Raw genomic sequence first — 20321 nt, forward strand, 5'->3', positions numbered from 1 at the left:
CCTTCCCTTGGGGGAGGCAGCCTGCTCGCGAAGCGGTCCGACTGGCGACAGTATTCAAGCGGATTTCCCCAGTAGCATCTGACGCATTGGCAGCAAATCGCTGGGCAGGATAATCAGCGTTCGCCACGGCGCCACGCCGCTGAGGCGGCAATACATCAGCAGCAGCCCCAGGGTCACGCTCAGATAGGCAATAGAGGAAGCCGCCGCGGCGCCGACGATGCCGTAGCGCGGGATCAAAACCAGGTTGAGCGCCAGGTTCAACAGCGCCCCTGCGCCCATCAGCAGCGAAACAGTGCCAGGGCGGTTCTTACCCAGCAGGTCCAGGCGCAGGATGCTCGCATAGCACAACCCGAACACCCCCGGCAGCAGCGCAAGCAGGGCAGGGTACGCCGGTTGATAGGCGATGCCGAACAGGGTAACGATCAGCCATTCGCCGACCAGGACCATGCCCAGGCAGGCGCCGAGCATGGCCGTGGCGGTCAGGCGCAAGGCCAGCGGGGTCAGGCGCTTCATGTCGCTGTCCTGCTGCAGCAGACGTTTCATCAGTGGCGTGGTGACCGCTTCCGGCACGATATGCAGCAGTTCGGCCGCCGCGCTGGCCATGGCGTAATGCCCCAGCGCGGTGCTGCCGAGCAGCGCGCCGATGAACAGGTAATCCGAGCGCGTCATCAGTTGCTGGAACAAAAGGTCTGGATGACTGCGGACACCGTAACGCAACAGTTCGACCTGGCCGGTGCGATCCCAATGCAGGGTGAACGCATGATCGCGGCGCAACCACATCCAGCCGGCCAGCACTACCAGGCTCAGGCCCGCCAGCCAACTGATCAGCGCCGCTTCCAGCGCGGTGTCTTTCCACATCCAGAACAGCGCCACGAACAGCAACAGCGGGATCAGGGATTCCATCAGCCGCAAGGCGTTGAACGCACCGACGCCGCCGGAGGCGTTGTGCAGCGTTAGCAGGCCGCTCTTGAGCACCGCCAGCGGCACGGCCAGCAACAGCAGCCAGGCCAGCAGTCCCAGTTGCGTGGTGACGTCCAGTTCGGTGCCGAATTCACGCACCAGCGCCACCACCAGCAGCGTCAGCAACCCTGCCAGCAGACAACCGAAGACCAGCACGTGGCTGAGCAACAGGCTCATCGAGCGATGCTGCGCCGCCTGATAACCCACGGCAGAATTCAGGCCCCCACTGGTGGTGGCGCTGATCAGGTCCGGCAGGGTGCTGAGCAGCGCCAACAGCCCGCGTTCGCTAGGCCCGAGGATGCGTGCCAGCAACACGTTGCGCAACAGGCGCAGGCCGATCATCGCCAGACTCGTGCCCATGCTCATCACCAAGAGCCTGAGGTAACGTGCTCGGTTCATGAACGGGCTCCTCGGCGAATACGCCAGGCCAATAACTCAGGGTGACAGGCGTTGCGCTGGCTGACGCCGAAACGTGGCAGGTTCAGAGGGTCTCGGTCATGGCGGTACAGTCCGGCCTCGGTGCCCAGCGCGAACGGAAAACCGTGGGCCGCCACCTGCTCGCGCACACGGGCGTCATTGTCACCGTTGGGGTAGCAATACACCGGCAGGGGTTGAGCGCAGCCGTTTTCCAAGGCCGTCCAGCTGCGGGTCAGTTCTTCGTGCAGGCGCTGGTCATCCAGCCCGGTCAGAATCGCGTGGCTGGCGCCATGGGGGCCGAAGCGGATCAGGCCGGAATCTTCGAGCATGCGCACTTGGGTCCAGTCCAGCGCCTGAGGTTGGGAACCTTGTGGGCAGACGTCGGTGACGTCGCTCAATATTTTTGGATCGAGGCTCTTGAGGCTTTGCAGGAAGTGCAGCAGTGCCAGGCTGCGGCGCTCGTCGTCGATATCATCGAGCAGCACCGGCAACGGTCGACCGACATGCTGCAAGTGCTCGATCAGCGAGCGCCGCGCCACCTGCCCATGGCTGCCCCACAAGGTTTCACCGATGCTTTCCCACCAGAAGTGCTGGCGGCTGCCGACGAAATCGGTGGATAGGAAAATGCTCGCCGGGACCTGGTACTGGCGCAGCAGCGGAAAGGCGTTCATAGCGTTATCGCGCCAGCCGTCGTCAAACGTCAGTGCCACCCGTGGACGGTTTGGAACGCTTTCCGGGTCGGCCAGCAACAAGCTCATCAATGGCACGCATTCAAAATGCTGCTGCAGCCAGATCAACAAGTGTTCGAACGCTTCGGGTCCCACACACAGCTCGTTGCGATGAGGCAATTCGGCGGCGCGGTCGTTGTTCAGTACCCGGTGCAACATCAGAATGACGCCGGCGCCGCGTAATGCATGGCGACCCAGGGACGTGTTCAGGTACAGCCAGCCGCCGGTGCGCTTGATTGTGGTCTTGATGCGGGTATTGATCGGCATGTAAGGCACTCATCGAGTCTGATCGGGATTCCATTGGTTGTAGCTGTGCCCGCGCACGAACTGCCACAGGCCGGCGACCATGCCGGCCAGGGTCACCAACACGAACGCGGCGAGGCGAAACGGTCTGGGCAAACGATGATGCACATCCAGCAGGCCGGCCACGGCGAAGGCGTAGCCCAGTAGCTGGGCAGACAGGGCCAGGCGATAGAAACCTTGCTCATCGAGCAGCCAGAGGTTGGCCACCAGCAGGGGCAGCAACAGCACCGGCGCCAACCGGCGGATCAGTTTGTGGCTGATCAACGCGATGGCGTACAGGCCATGGCACAGCGGGTTGAGTAGTTCACGTCGGGCCGCCAGACTGATCAGGCCGCCGACGGTGACGCGCTGGCGGCGGCTGAATTGTCGACCGGCCTCGTCCACGCCTTGATCGAGCACCTTGGCGTCGTCGACATAGACGACGCGTTTGCCGGTGACCGGTGCGCAGGTGTTGATAAAAAAGTCGTCGTTGACCAGGGCTGGAATCGGTTGGTACAGCTCACGGCGCAGCGCCTGCAGCGCACCGTCGGCCGAGACCGTGCAACCGGCGCGACTTTCCACCCGGCGCAGCCAGGCTTCATAGTGGCGGTACAAGCTTTCGCCCACGCTCAGGCCTGAGCCCGGGACGGGAATGTTCATATTGCCGACAGTTCCGCCGACTTCAGGATCGGCAAACGGCGCCAGCAGGCGGTCAAGCGTGCCGTCGAGCCAGTGAACATCAGCATCGGTAAACACCAGGATGTCGCCCGTGCAATGACTGACCGCGGCGTTGAGCACGCTGTTCTTGCCTTGGCGCGGCAGGTCGAGCACCTCGATGTGCGGGTCCTCGAAGCTGCGCGCCAGGGCCACGGTCTGATCGGTGGAGCCGTCGCTGGCGACAACGATCTGCAGGCTGGCGGCCTGATAGTCCTGGGCCAGCAGATTGCGCAGTTTGTTCTCGATATGCCGTTGTTCGTTGTGCGCGGCAACGATCACACTGACCCGTTGCGCAGGCAGGGGCTCAGGCCTGAACCTGGGAAAAAATGGCCCGGCAAGTGTCAGCAGCAACGGGTAGCCCAGGTAGGCGTATACCGGCAGTAACAGGCACAACCAGAAAATGAACTCAGCCACGGGCGGGTCTCCTTGCTTTCCAATGACAAAGACTGAGGACGAGCGCGGCGCCGGCCAGGTGCAGGCGCACCCAGTGCAGGCCCCAGAGTTGCAGGGTCAGCCACGGGTTACGGTGCTTGTGGCTCTGGTGCCAGCTCAGCGCCAACCCCGGCACGGTCGTCAACAGCCCCATCATGAGTGCATGTTGAGGCGCGCCAGTGACCAGCGCGAAGATCGCCAGCAAGTCCAGCAGCCAGACAAGCACAGCCAACATCGGGAAGCGCAACAGGCGCAGGCTCAAGCCGTTGGTACGCAGCAATTGCACCAGGCTGCCCTGGCGCCACAGTTCCTTGCCCATCCACTCGCGCCAGTTCATTTCGTAGCCCCAGTGCAGGGCGGTGTATTCATTGACCGACAGTAACCGTGCGCCCTTGGCCGTCAGGCGCAGGGTCAAGTCCTTGTCCTCACCGGTGCGCAGCGTCTCGTTGAACCCGCCGGCCCTGTCGAACCATTGGCGGCGCATCAGCAGGTTGGCGGTGGGCAGCCAATCCACGCGCTGCATGGTATGTCGCAAGGGGAGCGAGGTCCGCCGATGCCAGGCCGTGGCGTACCAGGGCGCCTGCGCGGGGGTGTACAGGTCCAGGCCGAATACGTCGGCGATGTCTGCGGTCTCCAACTCCAGCAAATGCGTCAGCCAGTCCTCGGGCATTTCGATGTCCGCGTCGATGAAGGCCAGCCATTCACCGCTGGCAACCTGTGCGCCGCGATTGCGCAGGGCACCGATCAGCACGCCTGGAACCACCAGCACCTGCGCACCGAACTGCCGGGCAATCTCCGGGCCCTGATCCTGCGAGCCGTTGTCGACCACGATCAACTCGCACGCAAGACCGGCGGCATTGGCGGCGCGTTGTGCGGCAAGCAGCGTGCGGCCGATGTGCCGGGCCTCGTTGTACATCGGAATGACGATACTGATGCGGCTCATGAACGGGCCTCCTGCGGCGCGACCTGTTCGGCGTCGTGGCGCAATATGCTGGTCAAGGCGAGCATGATCCACAGCAGCTTGTGGTTCGGCGCGCTGAGGAACATCAGGAACAACGCCAGCGACAGGAAACTCATGCCCAGGTGCGTCAGCAGGTCCGCCTGGGCCCATTCCCGGCGCTGAAGCCAGAGTTGGCGCGTGCGCATCAGGTTGTAGAGGCCCAGCCCAATCATGCCGACAAACATCAGGCCGCCTGGTATGCCGATTTCGCTGAATATTTCCAGGTAGGTGTTATGGGCCTGGCGGTAAAGATCGCCCCGTTTGCGATTGGCCGAGAACGCCTTGGCGTAGCCGGTGGGGGCATAGTGCTCCGGAAACGTCCCGGGGCCTGAACCGAGTATCGGCTTCTCGCGGATCATCTGGCTGCCCACCACAATGTACGAGGCGCGGCGACCCAAGGAGCCGTCCTTGTGGTCGTTGGTGCCGGAGCTGAGGATGCTCAAGGACTGGATGCGCGCCACGTAGCTGGCAGGCATCAAGGTGACTGCCGCCGGCACCATGAGTGCCAGGCCGAGCATCGCGAACCCCAGGTGCCGAGGACGCACGCGTGGGAGCTGCGCCCGATAGTGATACAACCCGATCATCAGGGTCAGCAACAGCACGACCAGTCCTGAACGCGACTCGGTCTTGGTCATCCCCCCCAGCAACAGCATGACCCCGCCACCCCAGAACAACCGGTGCAGCAGTTTCTGGCTGCGTAGGGTCAACAACAATGCCAGCGGTACGGTAAACGCAATCAACAGCGCAAAGCCGTTCGGGTCTTCCAGCAAACCCAAGGCGCGGCCCTGTTCCTGGTATTTGGCTGAAAATATCGCGAGCACGCAGGTCGCGGCGACGCTCACGGTCATCAGCCGGGCGAACATCTCCAGGTTCAGCTCGCGACCGATCAACAAGGTGATCACGAACAGGATCAGCCCTACTGCGAGTTCACGCAGACTGGTCAGGGACAGGCCCATGTTTTCCGAGATCAACAGGCTCAAGCCATACAACACCATGAAGCCGAGCAACGGTTTCCAGATGTTGCTACGCAAGCGCGTCGCAGGGATCTGGTGCAAGGCCAACTGCAACATCAGGATCAGGATCAGCGCCACGCCGAGGAATTTGCTGCCGGAAAACGCGTTGTCCTTGAACAGGCCTTCGAGCGGCAGCAGGGCGGCAATGCCCAGCAAGCCCCAGCCGGGCTTGCGGTACAGCATGGCGACGCCCACCAGCCCAAGCACCGCGCCCGGTGCGAGAAACGGATAAGGACTGGCCAGCAATGCCAGGCACACCAGCCCCAGCAGACTGACGATCGAGAGCGGGACAATCATGGCCGAGCCTCCCCCGCGGTGCGGATATAGAGTTGCGACCAGCGTTCGGCCAGCGTGCGCAGGTCGTAGCGGTCGCGTTGGGTGCGGCGTGCGTTGTCGGCGAGGATCTGCGCCAGGGGCGGTTCGCTGAACAGCGTTTCGATCTGGCGTGCCAGCTCCTCGCTGTCGGCCGGCGTGGCGAGCAGGCCGTTATGACGGTCCTGCAGGACATCGGGAATGCCGCCGACGCCGAACGCCACCACGGGCACGCCGGCCTGCATGGCTTCGAGCAGGATCATCGGCGTGCCTTCGGTGCGTGAACTGATCACCAGAGCATCGAGTCGGCTCCACCACTCGTTCATGTCCGTCTGGTAACCGGGCAATTCGATGCGCGTGGGCAGCCCTGCCTCGGCGATACGCTTGAGTAACGGCTGGCGTTCCGGGCCGTCGCCGAGCATGACCGCGTGCAGCGCCGCATGCCGCTGGCACAGCGGGATCATCGCGTCGAGGAACAGGTCCGGGCCTTTCTCGCTGCTCAATCGGCCGACGTAGCCGACCCGCCAGCGTTGCCTGTCGTCGCGATGAAGCAGCGGCGTTGTGACGGCCGGCAGTCCGTTGGGGATCACATCGAGCTTTTCCGCGCTCACGCTGGCCTGGCGGTGCTGCGCCGCGATGCTTTCAGCCACGCACACCACTCGCTTGACCGGCGCAGTGCGGCACAGTTGCAGACTCAACCACGTATAGAACCGCTGCTTGGGGCTGTGTGGTGTAAAGCCGTGCTGCGTGATCACCAGCGGCAGGCGCAACAGGGTCGCCGCGGCCCAGCCGAACAACAGGCCCTTGAAGTTGTGCGTATTGATCAGCGGGCGCTCGGCGCGCCGTTGCCGCAGATGCTGCAACAGTTCGGGCCAACTGGCGCAGTGGTGACAGTCGATCCCGGCCTGGCGGAACCGCGTGATCAAGGTCGGCGGCGCCGCCAGGAACAACACTTGGTGTTGTCCGGGCGTGGCCAGGCAATGATCGAACAGCATCCGCTCGGCCCCATAGAAGCCACCGCTGCCGAGCAGATGAATGATCGACAGGGGGAGGCTGCGGTGGGACGGGCTGAACGGCGCGTTCAATTTTTCACCCAATGGACAAGGCTGGGCAGGCTCCAGTTGCGATGCGGGTTGAGTTGCTCGGGCGACTGCTCGTTGATCACCAGCAGCACCGGTAGATCCAATTGGTGGCCGATTTGCGCCGGATGCTTGAAGCGATGGTCGAAGAACTCACGTACATAGACCAGGGCGATCGCCAACAACAGGCCGCTGAACAAGCCGAACGCGATGATCAGCACCGGCTTGGGAAACGCCGCCGCGGTGGGTTCGAATGGCGGGCTCAAGACTCGGGCGTTGGACAGGTCGTTGTCCAGCGAACGAGCAGAGCTGGCTTCGGCGAACCGCTGGGCATAGGTGGAGAATGCCGCATGCAGCGCGTTGATCTCGGTGTCCATCTGCCGCAGCTTGCTCTGGGTTTCCTGCAACTGGTGGATGCGCTCCTTGAAGGTGGCGATACGTTCGACTTTCTGATTGATCACCGAACTCACCACCGCCAGGTCGGTGGTGCGTTCCTGGATGCGGTTGTTCACCACTTTGAGGAATTGCTGGCGGGTGCGCATGATCTGTTCGCGGGCCAGCAACATCGGTTCGCTGCTGGGCTGGAAGATCGCCAGATCGTTCATGTAGCGGCCGACCTGGCTGGTCAATTGCTCGCCCATTTGCCTGATTTCCCGATCGTCGAAGGCAACGTTATCCACGGTGGTGGTGAAGGTGAACGGGAAGGTGTAGTCGTTGAACCGCGAGCTGTTCGCCGCCGCCAGGGCGGTCTTGAGGTAATCCAGCCAGCGTTGGCCTTGCAGCAGGCGATCCTGGTACTGGTTCAGGGCTTGCTCTTCGGTGTTGATCGCATTCAAGCGGAAAGTGATTTCTTCCTTGGGATCGGAAGAGCCGACGCCTTCAAGCAGCGTCAGGCGGTTGCCCTCCAAGCCGTCAAGGCGGGTCTGGTACTGGACTTTTTTCTGCTCGTAGAACGTCTGGGGCAATTCGATCGATTGCAGGTCCTGCCGACCGGTGAGGTAGTTCTGCAGCAATTGCGCCACGAACCGGGTGCCCTGGGCCGGGTCGCCGAAGCTGTAGACGATGGAGATGACGTTGGAGCCGGGCAGGGTCTCGATCTTGAGGTTTTCGATGGCCTCGTCGGTCAGCGTATCCAGCACGGTGTCGCGTACCGGATCGACCTCAAGCCCCAGGCCGTCGCGCAGCGGGTTGATGACGTACTCACGCAATGGCTGGGTGATGTAGCGCTTGAGCGGTTCGCTCACCCACTTGTTGAGGGCACCCGGGCTTGGGGTGTATTCACCCTGGTCGCGCAGGGTCTGGATGGTTTCGCGAATCAACGCCGGCGAGCGCAGGATGTTGGTCTCGGTTTCCATGTCCGCCAAGGACGGTGGAACGAACGTCGCGCTTTCCTGGTTCAGCGAAGTCGTGGCGTCGCCTTGGGAGAGCTTTTTCGACTGGACGATCACTTGGGCGGTGATATCGAAGCTCTGCTTGAGCATCAACGGCAGCACCAGGGCGATCACGGCGAAAATCAGGAAGACGCGCTTCACCCACTGCTTGTTGGCGAAGAAGATCCTGAAGAACTCGTGCAGATAGTTTTCCTTGGGGTTCATGATCGGTCACCTGGGTCAGTTGCTATCGCTGCTTGAGTTGTCGAGGTCGTAGCCGAAGCTGACGCCAATGCCCTGGAAGAGCACTACGTCGGCCAGTTGCCGGGCCATTTCGCCGGCTTTGGCCAGGCCGGTCTTGGGCACGAACAGCATGTCTTCCGGTTGCAGGTAGGCGATCTGCGAAGCGTCTCCGCTCAGGGCCTTCTCCACGTCATAGTGGCGGGCTTCAACCTGATTGCCGTTGCGGCGCATGATCACCACCGAGTCGAGCCTGGCCTTGACGTTGGTGCCACGGGCGAGGGTCAGGGCCTCGAGTACCGAGATCGGCCGGCGGATCGGATAGGAACCGGGTTGCGCTACTTCGCCCAGGACGTAGATCTCGTTGCCGGCAGTGGACTTGAGCAACACGTCCACAGTCATGTGGCCGGGCAGCTGGGCATAGCGCTCGTTGAGGAAGGTTTCCAATTGGGTGACGGTCATGCCTTGCAACGGCACGGCGCCGATTTCCGGGAAGCTTGCGTAGCCATCGCGGCCCACGATGATTTCCCGGCTCATACCGGTGCTCGGGTGGGTCAAGGTGTTCCTGAGTGCCGTTTCGCCGGCCAGGGGGCTGGTCACCAATACGGTCAATTGGTTGCGATTGGGCTGGAACAGCATTTTCTGGTCATAGGCCCGCTGCACCGCCAGGCGCGCTTCGTCGGTGGTCAGGCCGGAGACTTTCACCGAGGTGTTGGCGCCCGGCAGTTCGATACTGCCGTCGGGCATCACCTGTTGCGTGCCGTTGAGTTGGCTGGCGGCGGTGAAGTTCAAGGCAATCTGGTCGCCTGGCTGCACGCGGTAAGCCTGGGAAGAGGTGGTGTCGATGTGAAAAATCACATCCAGCACGTCCTGGGGCCTCAGGGTCTGTTCGACCCTGGGCATATCGGTGGCCTGGGCGTTCGCCGGCGCGGCCGTGAGAATATGCACCGGCATCGAGCGGGTATCGGTGGTGCTGGAGCAACCGGCAAGCGGCAGCAACAGCAGGACAAGCAGTCTGGCGTTCATCTCGTCATCCTTTTGCAGGCTTACAGGTTGTTGTAGAGCCACTTGGGCATGTAGTACTTGCGGCGGTTGAAGACGCTGCCGACCACTTTCGCGCCGGCTTGGGACAAGCGCTGGCGGGCGGCCTGGGCCACTTCCCAGCGCGTGTCTTCGCCGCGCACCACCAACACCACGCCGTCCACCTGGGTGCTGAGCACCAGCGTGTCGCTGGCCGAATACACGGCGTCGGCGTCGATCACCACGAAGCGGTACTGCGCCGCCAGTTGCCTGAACAGTGGGCGCAGTCGCTCGGGTGTCAGGCGTTCGGCGTTGTGTCCCAGGCGGCCGTTGGGCAGCAGGTCGAAGGGCAGGCTGGAAACCCGCACCACGCAGTCCTGCAACAACGGCGGGGTAAGGCTGTTGAAGAGCAGGTCGCTGAAGCCGCGCTCTTTTTGCAGCGACAGTTGCTGGCTGAGGTTGCGCGGCGATTGGCTGGCGTCGACCAGCAGCACGCGGCCGCTGCTCATCTGCGCCAGTTGCGCGGCCAGTGCCATGGCGCTGGTGCTGGTGCCGGTGCCGGTATTGGCGGCTGTCAGAAGAAGGATCCGCAGATCCGGGTCGAGCACGGTCGAGGTCAGGTTGGTCTCGCTCGGGCTTGCTATGGTCAGGATATTCGTCGAACCGTCCATTTAACTCGCTCCGTGGCCGCTGAAGACTTTGAAGGGGGTGATCATCAGGATCTTCAAATCCAGCAACAGGCTCTGCTCGGCGATATAGCTGAGGTCCAGTTCCACGCGCTGATCGAAGTCGATATTGCTGCGCCCGGAGATCTGCCAAAGGCCGGTCATGCCGGGGTAGATGCTCAGGCGCACGAGATGGCTGTCCTTGTAGCGGTAGGCGTTGAACGAGGTCGGGCGGGGGCCCACCAGGCGCATGTCGCCGATCACCACGTTGATCAGGTTCGGCAGTTCGTCGAGGCTGCTGCGTCGCAGGAACCGGCCAATAGGGGTGATGCGCGGGTCGTTATCGATCTTGAAATCGATGGCGTCGGCGCCGTGTTTGTTGAGGTGGCGCAGCGACTCTTTCAACGCCTCGGCTTCGGCGACCATGGTGCGGAACTTGTACATGCCGAAGACGCGACCGCGGTAACCGGTGCGTTTCTGCACGAACAACACCGGCCCGGGGCTGGAGAATTTCACCAGCAATGCCAGGCCCAGCAACAGCGGGCACAGCAGCACCAGGATCGCCAATGCGCCCAGGCAGGCCACCACGCGGTTGGTGCGCGAGACGGTCCAGGGCCGACCGCTGTCGCGACCGGTCAACCAGCCACGCCCTTGGCGATGGATGGCCGCGTCCAGGCGCCTGCGGTGCTCGGGGTCGACACGCTTGTCGCGTCCGGAGGCGCTGATAGGTATCTGTTGCTCATGTCGGGTCATAGACGCCTCCGCTGAAGTTCTGCCGCACCCAGCACGTGGGCGGGTTGTTGTGGGTAGTAATCGAGGAACCAGTCAACGAAGCGTCCGAGCCCGTCTTCGAGTTCGACGCAAGGCTGGAAACCGGTGGCCCGGGCCAGGTCGCTGGCATCGGCGCAGGTGTTGAGCACGTCGCCTGGTTGCAGGGGCAGCAGCTCGATCCGGGCGGCGCGACCCAGGTGCTTTTCCAACAGCGCCACGTAGCTGCGCAGCGCCACCGGGTGCTGCCCGCCGATGTTGTAGATGCGCCACGGCGCCAGGCTGCTGGCCGGGTCCGGTTGTTCGCGATCCCGGTGCACGGTCGGGTAGGGCGCGCGTTCGAGCAGCCGGGCGATGCTCTCGATGATGTCGTCGATGTAGGTGAAGTCGCGTTCGTGTTCGCCATGGTTGAACAGTTGCAGCACCTGTTCTTCGGCGATGGCTTTGGCGAACTGGATCGGCGACATGTCCGGCCGGCCCCAGGGACCGTACACGGTGAAAAAGCGCAGGCCGGTGCACGGGATGCCGAACAGGTGGCTGTAGCTGTGCGCCATCAGCTCATTGGCTTTTTTGGTCGCCGCGTACAGCGACAACGGATGATCAACGCCGTCCTGGACCGAATACGGAGTGCGCGCGTTTGCGCCGTACACCGAACTGGAAGAGGCGTAGATCAGGTGCTTGACCGGATGCCGGCGGCAACTTTCCAGAATGTTCAGGAACCCGGTGAGATTGCTGTCGACATAGGCGTGGGGGTTCTGCAGCGAATAGCGCACGCCGGCCTGGGCGGCGAGGTGAATCACCACGTCCGGGCGATGGGACTGGAACAACTCATCGATCGACGCCGCGTCGGTCAGGTCAATGCGCGCCAAGGGGAACTCGCCGGCCAGGGCTTTCACCCACGCCACGCGGTCGTGCTTGAGCTGCGGGTCGTAGTAATCGTTGAAGTTGTCCAGGCCGCACACATCATGGCCGTCGCGCAGCAGTCGCAGCACGCAATGGGCTCCGATGAAGCCGGCCGCGCCGGTCACCAGCACGTTCATGCCTGTGGCCCCTGGCCGAGCGTGCTGGGCACGGTGTGCCGCAAGCCGATGCCGCGATACAACAGCCCGGCGGCGGCCAGGTGTTCCGGGTTGTACAGGTTGCGGCCATCAATGATGACTCGGGCGCGCAGCTTACTGGCCAGCAGGTCGAAATCCACCACGCGAAAATTCTTCCACTCGGTGCAGATCACCAGCGCGTCGGCGTCCTCCAGGGTGTCGTCGCGGGTGGCGCACAGGTTCAGGTCTTTGCGATAGCCATAGAGGCGCCGACATTCGGACATGGCCTCCGGATCGTAGGCGTGGACGCGTGCGCCTTCGCGCCACAGTGCTTCCATGAGATAGCGGCTGGGAGCTTCGCGCATGTCGTCGGTGTTGGGCTTGAAAGCCAGGCCCCAAATGGCAATGGATTTGCCGGCCAGTCCGTCCGGGAACTGCTGGGTCAATTTTTCGAAAAGGATGTGCCGTTGGCTGTCGTTCACATCGGTGACGCTGCGCAGCAGGCGCAGCGGCATACCGCTTTGCTCGGCAGTGTGCAGCAAGGCGCGCAGGTCCTTGGGAAAGCACGAGCCGCCGAAGCCGCAGCCCGGGTAGATGAAGTGATAACCGATGCGCGGATCGGAGCCGATACCTTTGCGCACGGCCTCGATGTCGGCGCCCAGGCGCTCGGTGAGGTTGGCCAGTTCGTTCATGAAGCTGATGCGCGTGGCGAGCATGGCGTTGGCGGCGTACTTGGTCAGTTCCGCGCTGCGGTTGTCCATGAACATCAGTTTTTCGTGGTTGCGGCAGAACGGCGCGTAGAGCTCACTCATCTGATCCCGTGCCAGCGGATCGGCGGTGCCAATGATGATCCGATCCGGACGCATGCAATCGGCGAGGGCGCTGCCTTCCTTGAGAAATTCGGGGTTGGACACCACGCGCACGTTCAACTGCTTCAGGCCCCGGCGAGCCAGCACCTGGCGGGCGCATTCGGCGACTTTGTCGGCCGTGCCCACCGGTACCGTCGACTTGATGATCAAGGTGCGGTCGCTGTCCATGAAATCGGCGATCTGCCGGGTCACTGCCAGTACATGGGTCAGGTCTGCCGAGCCGTCTTCGTCGGCGGGGGTGCCGACGGCGATGAAAATCAGCTCGCCGTGATTGACCGCATCGCTGGCCTGGCAACTGAACGACAGTCGCCCGGCCTTGATGTTGTCTTCGAGCAGCCCGGACAGCCCCGGCTCGCTGATCGGCGGCACGGCTTGCTGCAGTTGCCGGATCTTGTTCGGGTCGATGTCGACGCACAGGACACGGTGCCCGACATCGGCCAGTGCCGCCGCCTGAATCAGCCCAACGTACCCCGTACCAAATACGCTCACGTCCATTTTTGGCGCGCCTCGTCAACCGTTTGATGTAACTCGGATGAAACTGTTTAGAGGGGTATAGCGCAGCTTCAGAAAATCGTGTCAGCAAAATGACAGTTGTCAGTGTTGGCAAACTCGACGGATTAGGGCTTTTTGATATCAAGTCATTGACAGACTTGGAAAAGCGCCGATTTTAAAGGGCTAAATCGAAGTGTAAGTAAGCGATGAACGGTATATATCCATAGATTTTCATATTTTAAGAGCGTCAAAGGTGTCACTTTTGGGCTAACTTTTTTTTGACGGTCCGATCGTTCATCGTCTTTCTTGCGCTTTGGAAACCCGCTGCTAGTGTGCAGAAAACAAACCTCGTTCCACGCCGCGATTGCGCCGAGAAAGACATGACCCGATACCTCAAGGAACTGCTGCTGGTGCTGTACTTGTTCAGGGGGCATGACTATTACCTTGAGCGTCTGGCGGCGCTGGGTTTTGGTTTTGCGACGGTGCTGTTTGGCGCAATGTTCGTTGCGCTGGTGATTGCGTTGTGGATGACTGCGTACATTCGCCAGGCATTGCTGCGGCATCTGTTTGCCTTGGCGATGTTTGTCTCGGCGGTGTTCTTTGAGGTGTATACCCGGGTCACCGACAGCTACCTGACCTATAGCCAGTTCGTGTCGCTGGTCTATTCGGGAGGGTTCATCGAGGAGGCGGCCTATCAATATCGCGACGTAATCATCAGCGCGGCGGCGGGCGGTTTGTTGCTGCTGTTGGGAATCGGCCTGAAGCCTCGGCGTAGCTTGCCATTGCCCGGTTATGTACCGATCGCCGCACCCTTGCTTGGGGTGCTGTTGCTCAGTGGGGTGCTGTTCGCAAGGGCGGGCGAGGGGGCACGCGGTCTGCCGGTCATGTACACGCCGCTCGCCTATCTGAATCTGTTCGGCTACGAAGCCTTGTACGACACCGTCGGACCCCGCGAACCGGTCAGTCTGGCTCGGCAATCGTCGTCGATCGACCACGATATCGTGCTAATAATCGATGAAAGCGTCGGCGGCAATTACCTCGATATCAACACGCCGTCTGGTGTGCTCAGCGGGCTCAAGACGCCGCCGCCCGGCGTGGATATTTTCAATTATGGCTATGCGGCGTCCGTCGCCAATTGCAGCGCCGACACTAACGTTACCCTGCGTTATGGCGGCACCCGCGCCGACTACATGCGCATCAACAATACGCAGCCGTCGATCTGGCAATACGCTCGCCATGCGGGGTTGCGCACGGTCTATATCGATGCCCAGCGCACCGGTGGAAACTTGCAGAACCTGATGACGAAACTGGAAAAACAGGACATCGATGAGTTCGTCCAATTCGATGCGGCGCGGGTGCGCGACCGTGACATGGCGGCAGCGGCGAAACTGGTGGAGCTGCTGGGCAACGACCGGGCCGAACTGGTTATCGTGAACAAAGTCGGGGCGCATTTCCCGGTTCACGACAAATACCCAGATGACTTCATGAGCTATCGCCCGGCCTTGCCGCGAGGGCAATTTCAGGACGTGTCCGACACCGGCAGCCGGGAGGGTTTCAACGGCCAGCAGGATGACTGGTTGCTGTATCGCAATGCCTACCAGAACACTTTGCTGTGGAATGTCGGTGAGTTTTTCCGCCGGGTCCTCCAGGCCGACTTGAGCCATGCCGTGTTGATCTATACCTCCGACCATGGCCAGGATCTGCACGAACGTGGCAACCCCGGGCTCAACACTCATTGCGGTGGTGACCCGGTGGACGAGGAAGGGCTGGTGCCGTTGGTGGTGATCCAGGGCAGCCAATTGCACACGCTGGATTGGCCCGGCGCCTGGGCGCAGAACAAGGATCGCTCCAGCCACTACAACGTCTTCCCGACGTTGCTGCAATTGATGGGCTACGACGCTGCGGGGATTGTCGCCCGCTATGGAAAATCCCTCAGCCAACCGACTGAAGACGACTTCACCTTCAACTACCGCTTCAATGCGCGGTTGGGAGCCAAGCCTGCGTGGAAGCACATCGACCTGAGCAACATCGTTACACCGGGGCCAACGAAGGCTGAGGTGGCGGCGGGACGGTGATCGGCGGTTCCTGAGGCACGGCAGTCGCAACAGGTTTGCAGCTACATGTTTATGGAACTCTCGCCGTCGCTCAACCTCCGCTATCCTGACGCCTCTGTCGGTTTGCCGAGTATCTTCATGCTTGAGGTCCGTAACGTCTTCAAAAGCTACGCCACGCCCCAAGGCTCCCTGCCGGTGCTGCAAGGCGTCGACCTGACGCTGGCGCCCGGCAGCAGCCTGGCGCTGATGGGCGAATCAGGTAGCGGCAAAAGCACCTTGCTGCATTTGGTCGCCGGGCTGGACAAAGTGGATCGGGGCAGCATTCGCAGCGGCGAATATCGCCTCGATGGCATGAGCGAACACCAATTGGCGAATTGGCGACGCACGGAAATCGGCCTGGTGTTCCAGCAGTTCAACCTGATCAGCAGTTTGTCGGTGGAGGACAACCTTACATTCCAGGCGCGTCTGTGCGGCCGTTTCAACGCCGAGTGGCAAACGCATCTGGTGCAACGGCTCGGCCTTGCAGACCTGTTGCGGCGCTATCCCGAGCAGCTTTCCGGCGGGCAGCAGCAGCGGGTGGCCTTGGGCCGGGCGCTGGCTTCCCGACCGCCGTTGCTGCTGGCCGACGAACCCACCGGCAGCCTCGACGAAGCCACCAGCGACGAGGTGCTGCAACTGTTGCTGGAACTGCTGGACGGCACGCCCACCAGTCTATTGATGGTCACGCACAGCCAGCGGGTGGCGGCGCGCCTGGCCCATCGCGTGGTGTTGCAAGGCGGACGCCTGGCGCAGGTGGCCCAGGGGTGATGATCTTTCGCCAAACCCTCAAGGCCTTGCTCAGCCATTGGCGCCGGCACCCGGTGCAATTTTTCAGTGTGTTGACCGGGCTTTGGCTCGCCACCAGTCTGCTCACCGGCGTGCAGGCGCTGAACAGTCAGGCCCGCGACAGCTACGCCCGGGCCAGCCAGCTCATCGGCGGCGAACCCCAAGCCAGCCTCACCGCACCCGGCGGCGGTACGTTTACCCAGCAATGGTTTATCGACCTGCGGCGCCACGGCTGGCCGGTGTCGCCGGTGTTGCAGGCCCGAGTGACGCTCCAGGGCCATGAGGACCAGCGCTTGCAACTGATGGGCATCGACCCGGTGTCGCTGCCTCCCGGTACGGCAGTGGCGGGGCAGGCGCGCGAGATGAGCGAAGTGGTGGCGTTTTTCACCGACCCCGGTCGTACCTGGATCGCTGCGCAAACGTTGCAGGCGTTGGGATTGAGCGAGGGCTCACGCCCGCGGACGGTTGAGGGGCAACTGCTGCCGCCGCTGCATGTGCAGGCGGACATGGCCCCGGGAATGCTGCTGATGGACATCGGTTACGCCCAACAAACCTTGGGACTGGCGGACCAATTATCCCGGTTGCTGCTGCCCGCCACGTTCAACGCGGTCTTGCCTGAGGCATTCAACGGGCGGTTGCAGTTCAAGCGCGCCGATGAAGAAAACAACCTGTCGCGCCTGACCGAAAGCTTTCACCTCAATCTCGACGCCCTCGGTTTCCTGTCGTTCGTGGTGGGGTTGTTCATCGTTCATGCCGCCATCGGCTTAGCCCTGGAGCAGCGCCGCGGTCTGCTGCGAACCCTGCGCGCCTGTGGCGTCAGTGCCCGCATGCTGGTCACTGGCCTGGCCTTCGAACTGGGCATGCTGGCCTTGCTCGGTGGGATCGCCGGGGTGCTCAGTGGTTATTGGCTGGCGAGCCTGCTGTTGCCCGATGTCGCGGCCAGCCTGCGTGGTTTGTACGGCGCCGAAGTGGCCGGGCAATTGAGTCTCAGCCCAGGGTGGTGGCTCAGTGGCGTAGGCCTGGGCCTGCTCGGCGCGTTGCTGGCCGGCGCCGACAGTTTGTTGCGTGCGGCGCGCTTGCCCTTGTTGGCCCTGGCCAACCCGCAGGCCTGGCACCACGCCCATGCACGTTGGCTGCGGCGCCAGGGTTGGGTGGCAATGTTGGCGGCGCTGATTGCGCTTTCGGCGCTGACGTGGGGTAACAGCCTCGGCAGCGGTTTTGTCCTGATGACGGCTTTGTTGCTCGGCGCGGCGCTGGCGCTACCGGTGTTGCTCAATGGTGCGCTGAACGTTTTATTGCGCCGCAGCCGTTCGGTGCTGGGCCAATGGTTTCTTGCCGACTGCCGCCAACAGTTGCCGACATTGAGCCTGGCGTTGATGGCGCTGCTGCTGGCGCTGGCCGCCAACATCGGCGCGGGCAGCATGACCTCGGGGTTCCGGCAGACCTTCAGCGACTGGCTCGAACAACGCTTGAGCGCCGAGCTTTACATCAACCCGCAAACCCCGGTCCAGGCGGGCGAGCTGCACGCCTGGCTCAAGCAACAGTCCGTCGTTGGCGCGGTGCTGCCCAACTGGCAGGTCTCGATTCCTTTGCAGGGCTGGCCCACCGATGTGTATGGGGTGGTTGATCATCCGACCTATCGCCAGCACTGGCCGTTGCTCGAATCGGCTGGCGATCAACCTTGGTCGCAACTGGCCGGCGGCGACACGCTGATGCTCAGTGAACAGCTGGCCCGGCGCCTGAATGTACGGGTCGGCGATGCCGTAACTTTGCCGACCCCGGAAGGGCCTTGGTCGCCGCGCGTCGTTGGGATCTACGCCGACTACGGCAACCCCAAGGGGCATGTGCTGGTCAACGCCCAACACCTGTTGGCGCATTGGCCTGAACTGTCACCGAATCGTTTCAACCTGCGCGTCGAGCCCTCGGCGATCCCCTCGTTACTGGCGGCATTGCAGGCCCGATTCCATCTGGACGACAGTCACATTGTCGAACAGGCGCGGCTCAAGGGCTGGTCGACCCAGGTATTCGAACGCACCTTTGCCGCCACCGCCGCGCTGAACAGCCTGACCCTGGCGGTGGCCGGGGTGGCGCTGTTCATCAGCCTGCTGACCCAGAGCCAGAGCCGTCTCAGCCAGTTGGCGCCCCTCTGGGCGTTGGGCATAACGCGGCGGCAACTGATGCTGCTCAACCTCGGCCAGACCTGGTTGCTGGCATTGCTGACCTTGGTATTGGCCTTGCCGTTGGGCATCGCCCTGGCCTGGTGCCTGGACGCGGTCATCAACGTCCAGGCGTTTGGCTGGCGACTGCCTTTACGGATATTCCCGTTGCAACTGGCGCAACTGCTGGGCCTTGCCATGCTCGCCACGCTGCTGGCGTCGGCTTGGCCGTTGTATGCGCTGTACCGCACGCAACCGGCGGATTTGTTGAGGACCTTCGCTCATGAAAATTAGAGTCGGCCTGCTGCTGTTGGCGCTGCTCAGTGGCTGCGATGACTCCCAAACCACACAAAAAGGCTTCGCCGGGCTGGGGGATACGGCCATCGCCTACGCGCCGGTGGTGCCGGGGCGGGTCTTCAGTTTTCCGGCTGATCACGGCGTTCATGAGGGGTTTCGCATCGAGTGGTGGTACGTGACCGCCAACCTCAAGGACGCCCAGGGCCGGGATTTTGGCGTGCAATGGACGCTGTTTCGCAGCGCTCTGGACGCCGCGCCCGCCGCCAGCGGCTGGCGCAACCAGACGATCTGGCTCGGTCATGCCGCAGTCACGTCCGCCACCGCGCATCACGCCGCCGAGCGCTACGCCCGGGGCGGGGTGGGGCAGGCCGGCGTGCAGGCGACGCCTTTCGATGCCTGGATCGACGACTGGCAGTTCAGTACGAAAGCCGCAGGGGCCGATCCGCTGGCGGACATGCAGCTGAAGGCCGCTGGCGCGCGCTTTCGCTACGACCTGCGGCTGACCTCAAGCCGCCCGCTGGTGTTACAGGGCGACCAGGGTTTCAGCCAGAAATCCGAGCAGGGCCAGGCTTCGTATTACTACAGCCAGCCGTTTTTCCAGGCCAGCGGCGAACTCGAAATCGACGGCCAGCGCTACACGGTCAGCGGCCCGGCCTGGCTTGACCGTGAGTGGAGCAGCCAGCCGTTGACGGCGAACCAGACCGGCTGGGACTGGTTTTCCCTGCACCTGGGCACCGGCGAACACGTCATGCTCTACCGCATGCGGCACAAGGACGGTGCGCCATACCTCACGGGTACGTGGATTGACGCCCAAGGCCAGGCGACAACCCTCAACGCTGGTGAAATCAGCCTCACGCCACAAGACACCGTCGAGGTCGCCGGCCGTTCGATGCCGGTGCGCTGGTCCATCAGCATTCCCGGAAAACAGCTCGACATCACCACCCGAGCCCTCAACCCCAACGCCTGGATGGACCTGCGCATTCCCTATTGGGAAGGGCCGGTGCAACTGAGCGGCAGCCATGGCGGCAACGGCTATCTGGAAATGACCGGCTACTGACAATCGCCGGAACTCCCCGCGTAGCTCGCCCCTCATACCTTATGAATGCCTCGCGGGAGCCCGTCATGAGCGATGATCTCAAACCTCCGACACTGGCCGACTGGCAGCGGCGGTTCGACGACAAGACTAACTTTCAGCAGTCGCCGGATGCTCATATCGCCGAGCTGGTGCGCCTGGCCGATGATCTGTTAGGCCAAGGGGCGATTGATCTGAAATGTTGGCAAGACCTCAAGGCCAAGGCCGAGGAACTCCACCAACGCTCGCCGGATGCCAACGTCGCGCAGGAAGTGGCAGACCCTGATGCCTGATTCCAAGGCTGACAACCCAAGGAGTTCACGATGAAGTCCAGCCCCGATCAACCGCAACACAACCCCGACGCCCCGGCCTTGCCCGGCGAAGTGGAACGTGACAACGACGCGCTGCGGCCCAACGACCCGGCCAAGCGCAAACAGCAGCAAGGCGACGCCGAAGCGCAGGAAACCGATGCGCAGAAAACGGCGCGGCGCGATTAAGTTTTTACAGTGAGCGGGT

General features: G+C 62.7%; 18 protein-coding genes. 6 read left to right on the top strand and 12 right to left on the bottom strand.

All coding sequences use genetic code 11. The features are described from left to right. Positions 1-54 precede the first annotated feature (54 nt). From HU742_RS08420 to HU742_RS08475, 12 genes are read right to left on the bottom strand one after another with little or no spacing between them, the layout of a single operon-like run. Positions 55-1359: an oligosaccharide flippase family protein gene (locus HU742_RS08420; RefSeq protein ID WP_186642211.1), complete on the bottom strand. Its 1305-nt coding sequence runs from the start codon at positions 1357-1359 to the stop codon at positions 55-57. Then, positions 1356-2372 (bottom strand): polysaccharide deacetylase family protein, encoded by a 1017-nt coding sequence (locus tag HU742_RS08425; protein ID WP_186637903.1) that lies wholly within the window; start codon positions 2370-2372, stop codon positions 1356-1358. The genes HU742_RS08420 and HU742_RS08425 overlap by 4 nt, the downstream gene beginning before the upstream one ends. Positions 2373-2381: 9 nt before the next feature. Next, positions 2382-3518: a glycosyltransferase gene (locus HU742_RS08430; RefSeq protein WP_186637901.1), complete on the bottom strand. Its 1137-nt coding sequence runs from the start codon at positions 3516-3518 to the stop codon at positions 2382-2384. Then, on the bottom strand, positions 3511-4479 hold the full coding sequence (locus HU742_RS08435) for a glycosyltransferase (protein WP_186637898.1): 969 nt from the start codon (positions 4477-4479) through the stop codon (positions 3511-3513). The genes HU742_RS08430 and HU742_RS08435 overlap by 8 nt, the downstream gene beginning before the upstream one ends. Beyond that, positions 4476-5846, bottom strand: a complete 1371-nt coding sequence (locus tag HU742_RS08440) for an O-antigen ligase family protein (RefSeq protein ID WP_186642212.1) — start codon at positions 5844-5846, stop codon at positions 4476-4478. The genes HU742_RS08435 and HU742_RS08440 overlap by 4 nt, the downstream gene beginning before the upstream one ends. After that, on the bottom strand, positions 5843-6946 hold the full coding sequence (locus HU742_RS08445) for a glycosyltransferase family 4 protein (RefSeq protein WP_186637892.1): 1104 nt from the start codon (positions 6944-6946) through the stop codon (positions 5843-5845). Before HU742_RS08445 ends, HU742_RS08440 begins: the two co-directional genes overlap by 4 nt. Beyond that, positions 6943-8535: a GumC family protein gene (locus HU742_RS08450; protein ID WP_186637889.1), complete on the bottom strand. Its 1593-nt coding sequence runs from the start codon at positions 8533-8535 to the stop codon at positions 6943-6945. Before HU742_RS08450 ends, HU742_RS08445 begins: the two co-directional genes overlap by 4 nt. 15 nt (positions 8536-8550) lie before the next feature. Further along, positions 8551-9576, bottom strand: coding sequence for a polysaccharide biosynthesis/export family protein (locus tag HU742_RS08455; protein ID WP_186637888.1), 1026 nt, complete (start codon positions 9574-9576; stop codon positions 8551-8553). Positions 9577-9596: 20 nt separating this feature from the next. Beyond that, entirely contained in the window at positions 9597-10241 is a 645-nt protein-coding gene (locus HU742_RS08460) for a CpsD/CapB family tyrosine-protein kinase (RefSeq protein ID WP_186637887.1), read from the bottom strand. After that, positions 10242-10988 carry a sugar transferase gene (locus tag HU742_RS08465; RefSeq protein ID WP_186637886.1) on the bottom strand — a complete coding sequence of 249 codons (747 nt, stop codon included), beginning with the start codon at positions 10986-10988 and terminating at the stop codon, positions 10242-10244. Then, on the bottom strand, positions 10985-12043 hold the full coding sequence (locus HU742_RS08470; RefSeq protein ID WP_186642213.1) for an NAD-dependent epimerase: 1059 nt from the start codon (positions 12041-12043) through the stop codon (positions 10985-10987). Before HU742_RS08470 ends, HU742_RS08465 begins: the two co-directional genes overlap by 4 nt. Further along, positions 12040-13404: a UDP-glucose dehydrogenase family protein gene (locus HU742_RS08475; protein ID WP_186642214.1), complete on the bottom strand. Its 1365-nt coding sequence runs from the start codon at positions 13402-13404 to the stop codon at positions 12040-12042. The genes HU742_RS08470 and HU742_RS08475 overlap by 4 nt, the downstream gene beginning before the upstream one ends. A 377-nt stretch (positions 13405-13781) precedes the next feature. Between HU742_RS08475 and HU742_RS08480 the strand changes: the two genes are divergently transcribed. The 6 genes from HU742_RS08480 (at position 13782) to HU742_RS08505 (ending at position 20302) form a co-directional block, all read left to right on the top strand. After that, positions 13782-15476: a sulfatase-like hydrolase/transferase gene (locus HU742_RS08480; protein ID WP_186642215.1), complete on the top strand. Its 1695-nt coding sequence runs from the start codon at positions 13782-13784 to the stop codon at positions 15474-15476. 117 nt (positions 15477-15593) lie between these two features. Beyond that, the gene (locus HU742_RS08485) at positions 15594-16262 is read left to right on the top strand and encodes an ABC transporter ATP-binding protein (protein WP_186642216.1); all 669 of its coding nucleotides are present in this window, start codon (positions 15594-15596) and stop codon (positions 16260-16262) included. Next, positions 16262-18730 carry an FtsX-like permease family protein gene (locus HU742_RS08490; protein WP_186642217.1) on the top strand — a complete coding sequence of 823 codons (2469 nt, stop codon included), beginning with the start codon at positions 16262-16264 and terminating at the stop codon, positions 18728-18730. The genes HU742_RS08485 and HU742_RS08490 overlap by 1 nt, the downstream gene beginning before the upstream one ends. Further along, the gene (locus HU742_RS08495) at positions 18720-19790 is read left to right on the top strand and encodes a lipocalin-like domain-containing protein (RefSeq protein ID WP_186642218.1); all 1071 of its coding nucleotides are present in this window, start codon (positions 18720-18722) and stop codon (positions 19788-19790) included. The genes HU742_RS08490 and HU742_RS08495 overlap by 11 nt, the downstream gene beginning before the upstream one ends. 65 nt (positions 19791-19855) lie before the next feature. Next, entirely contained in the window at positions 19856-20098 is a 243-nt protein-coding gene (locus tag HU742_RS08500) for a hypothetical protein (RefSeq protein WP_186642219.1), read from the top strand. Positions 20099-20128: 30 nt separating this feature from the next. Further along, positions 20129-20302: a hypothetical protein gene (locus HU742_RS08505; RefSeq protein WP_186637873.1), complete on the top strand. Its 174-nt coding sequence runs from the start codon at positions 20129-20131 to the stop codon at positions 20300-20302. The last annotated feature ends 19 nt before the right edge of the window (positions 20303-20321 follow it).

Origin of the sequence: Pseudomonas marvdashtae (genome assembly GCF_014268655.2) — a bacterium.
Lineage (GTDB): Bacteria > Pseudomonadota > Gammaproteobacteria > Pseudomonadales > Pseudomonadaceae > Aquipseudomonas > Aquipseudomonas marvdashtae.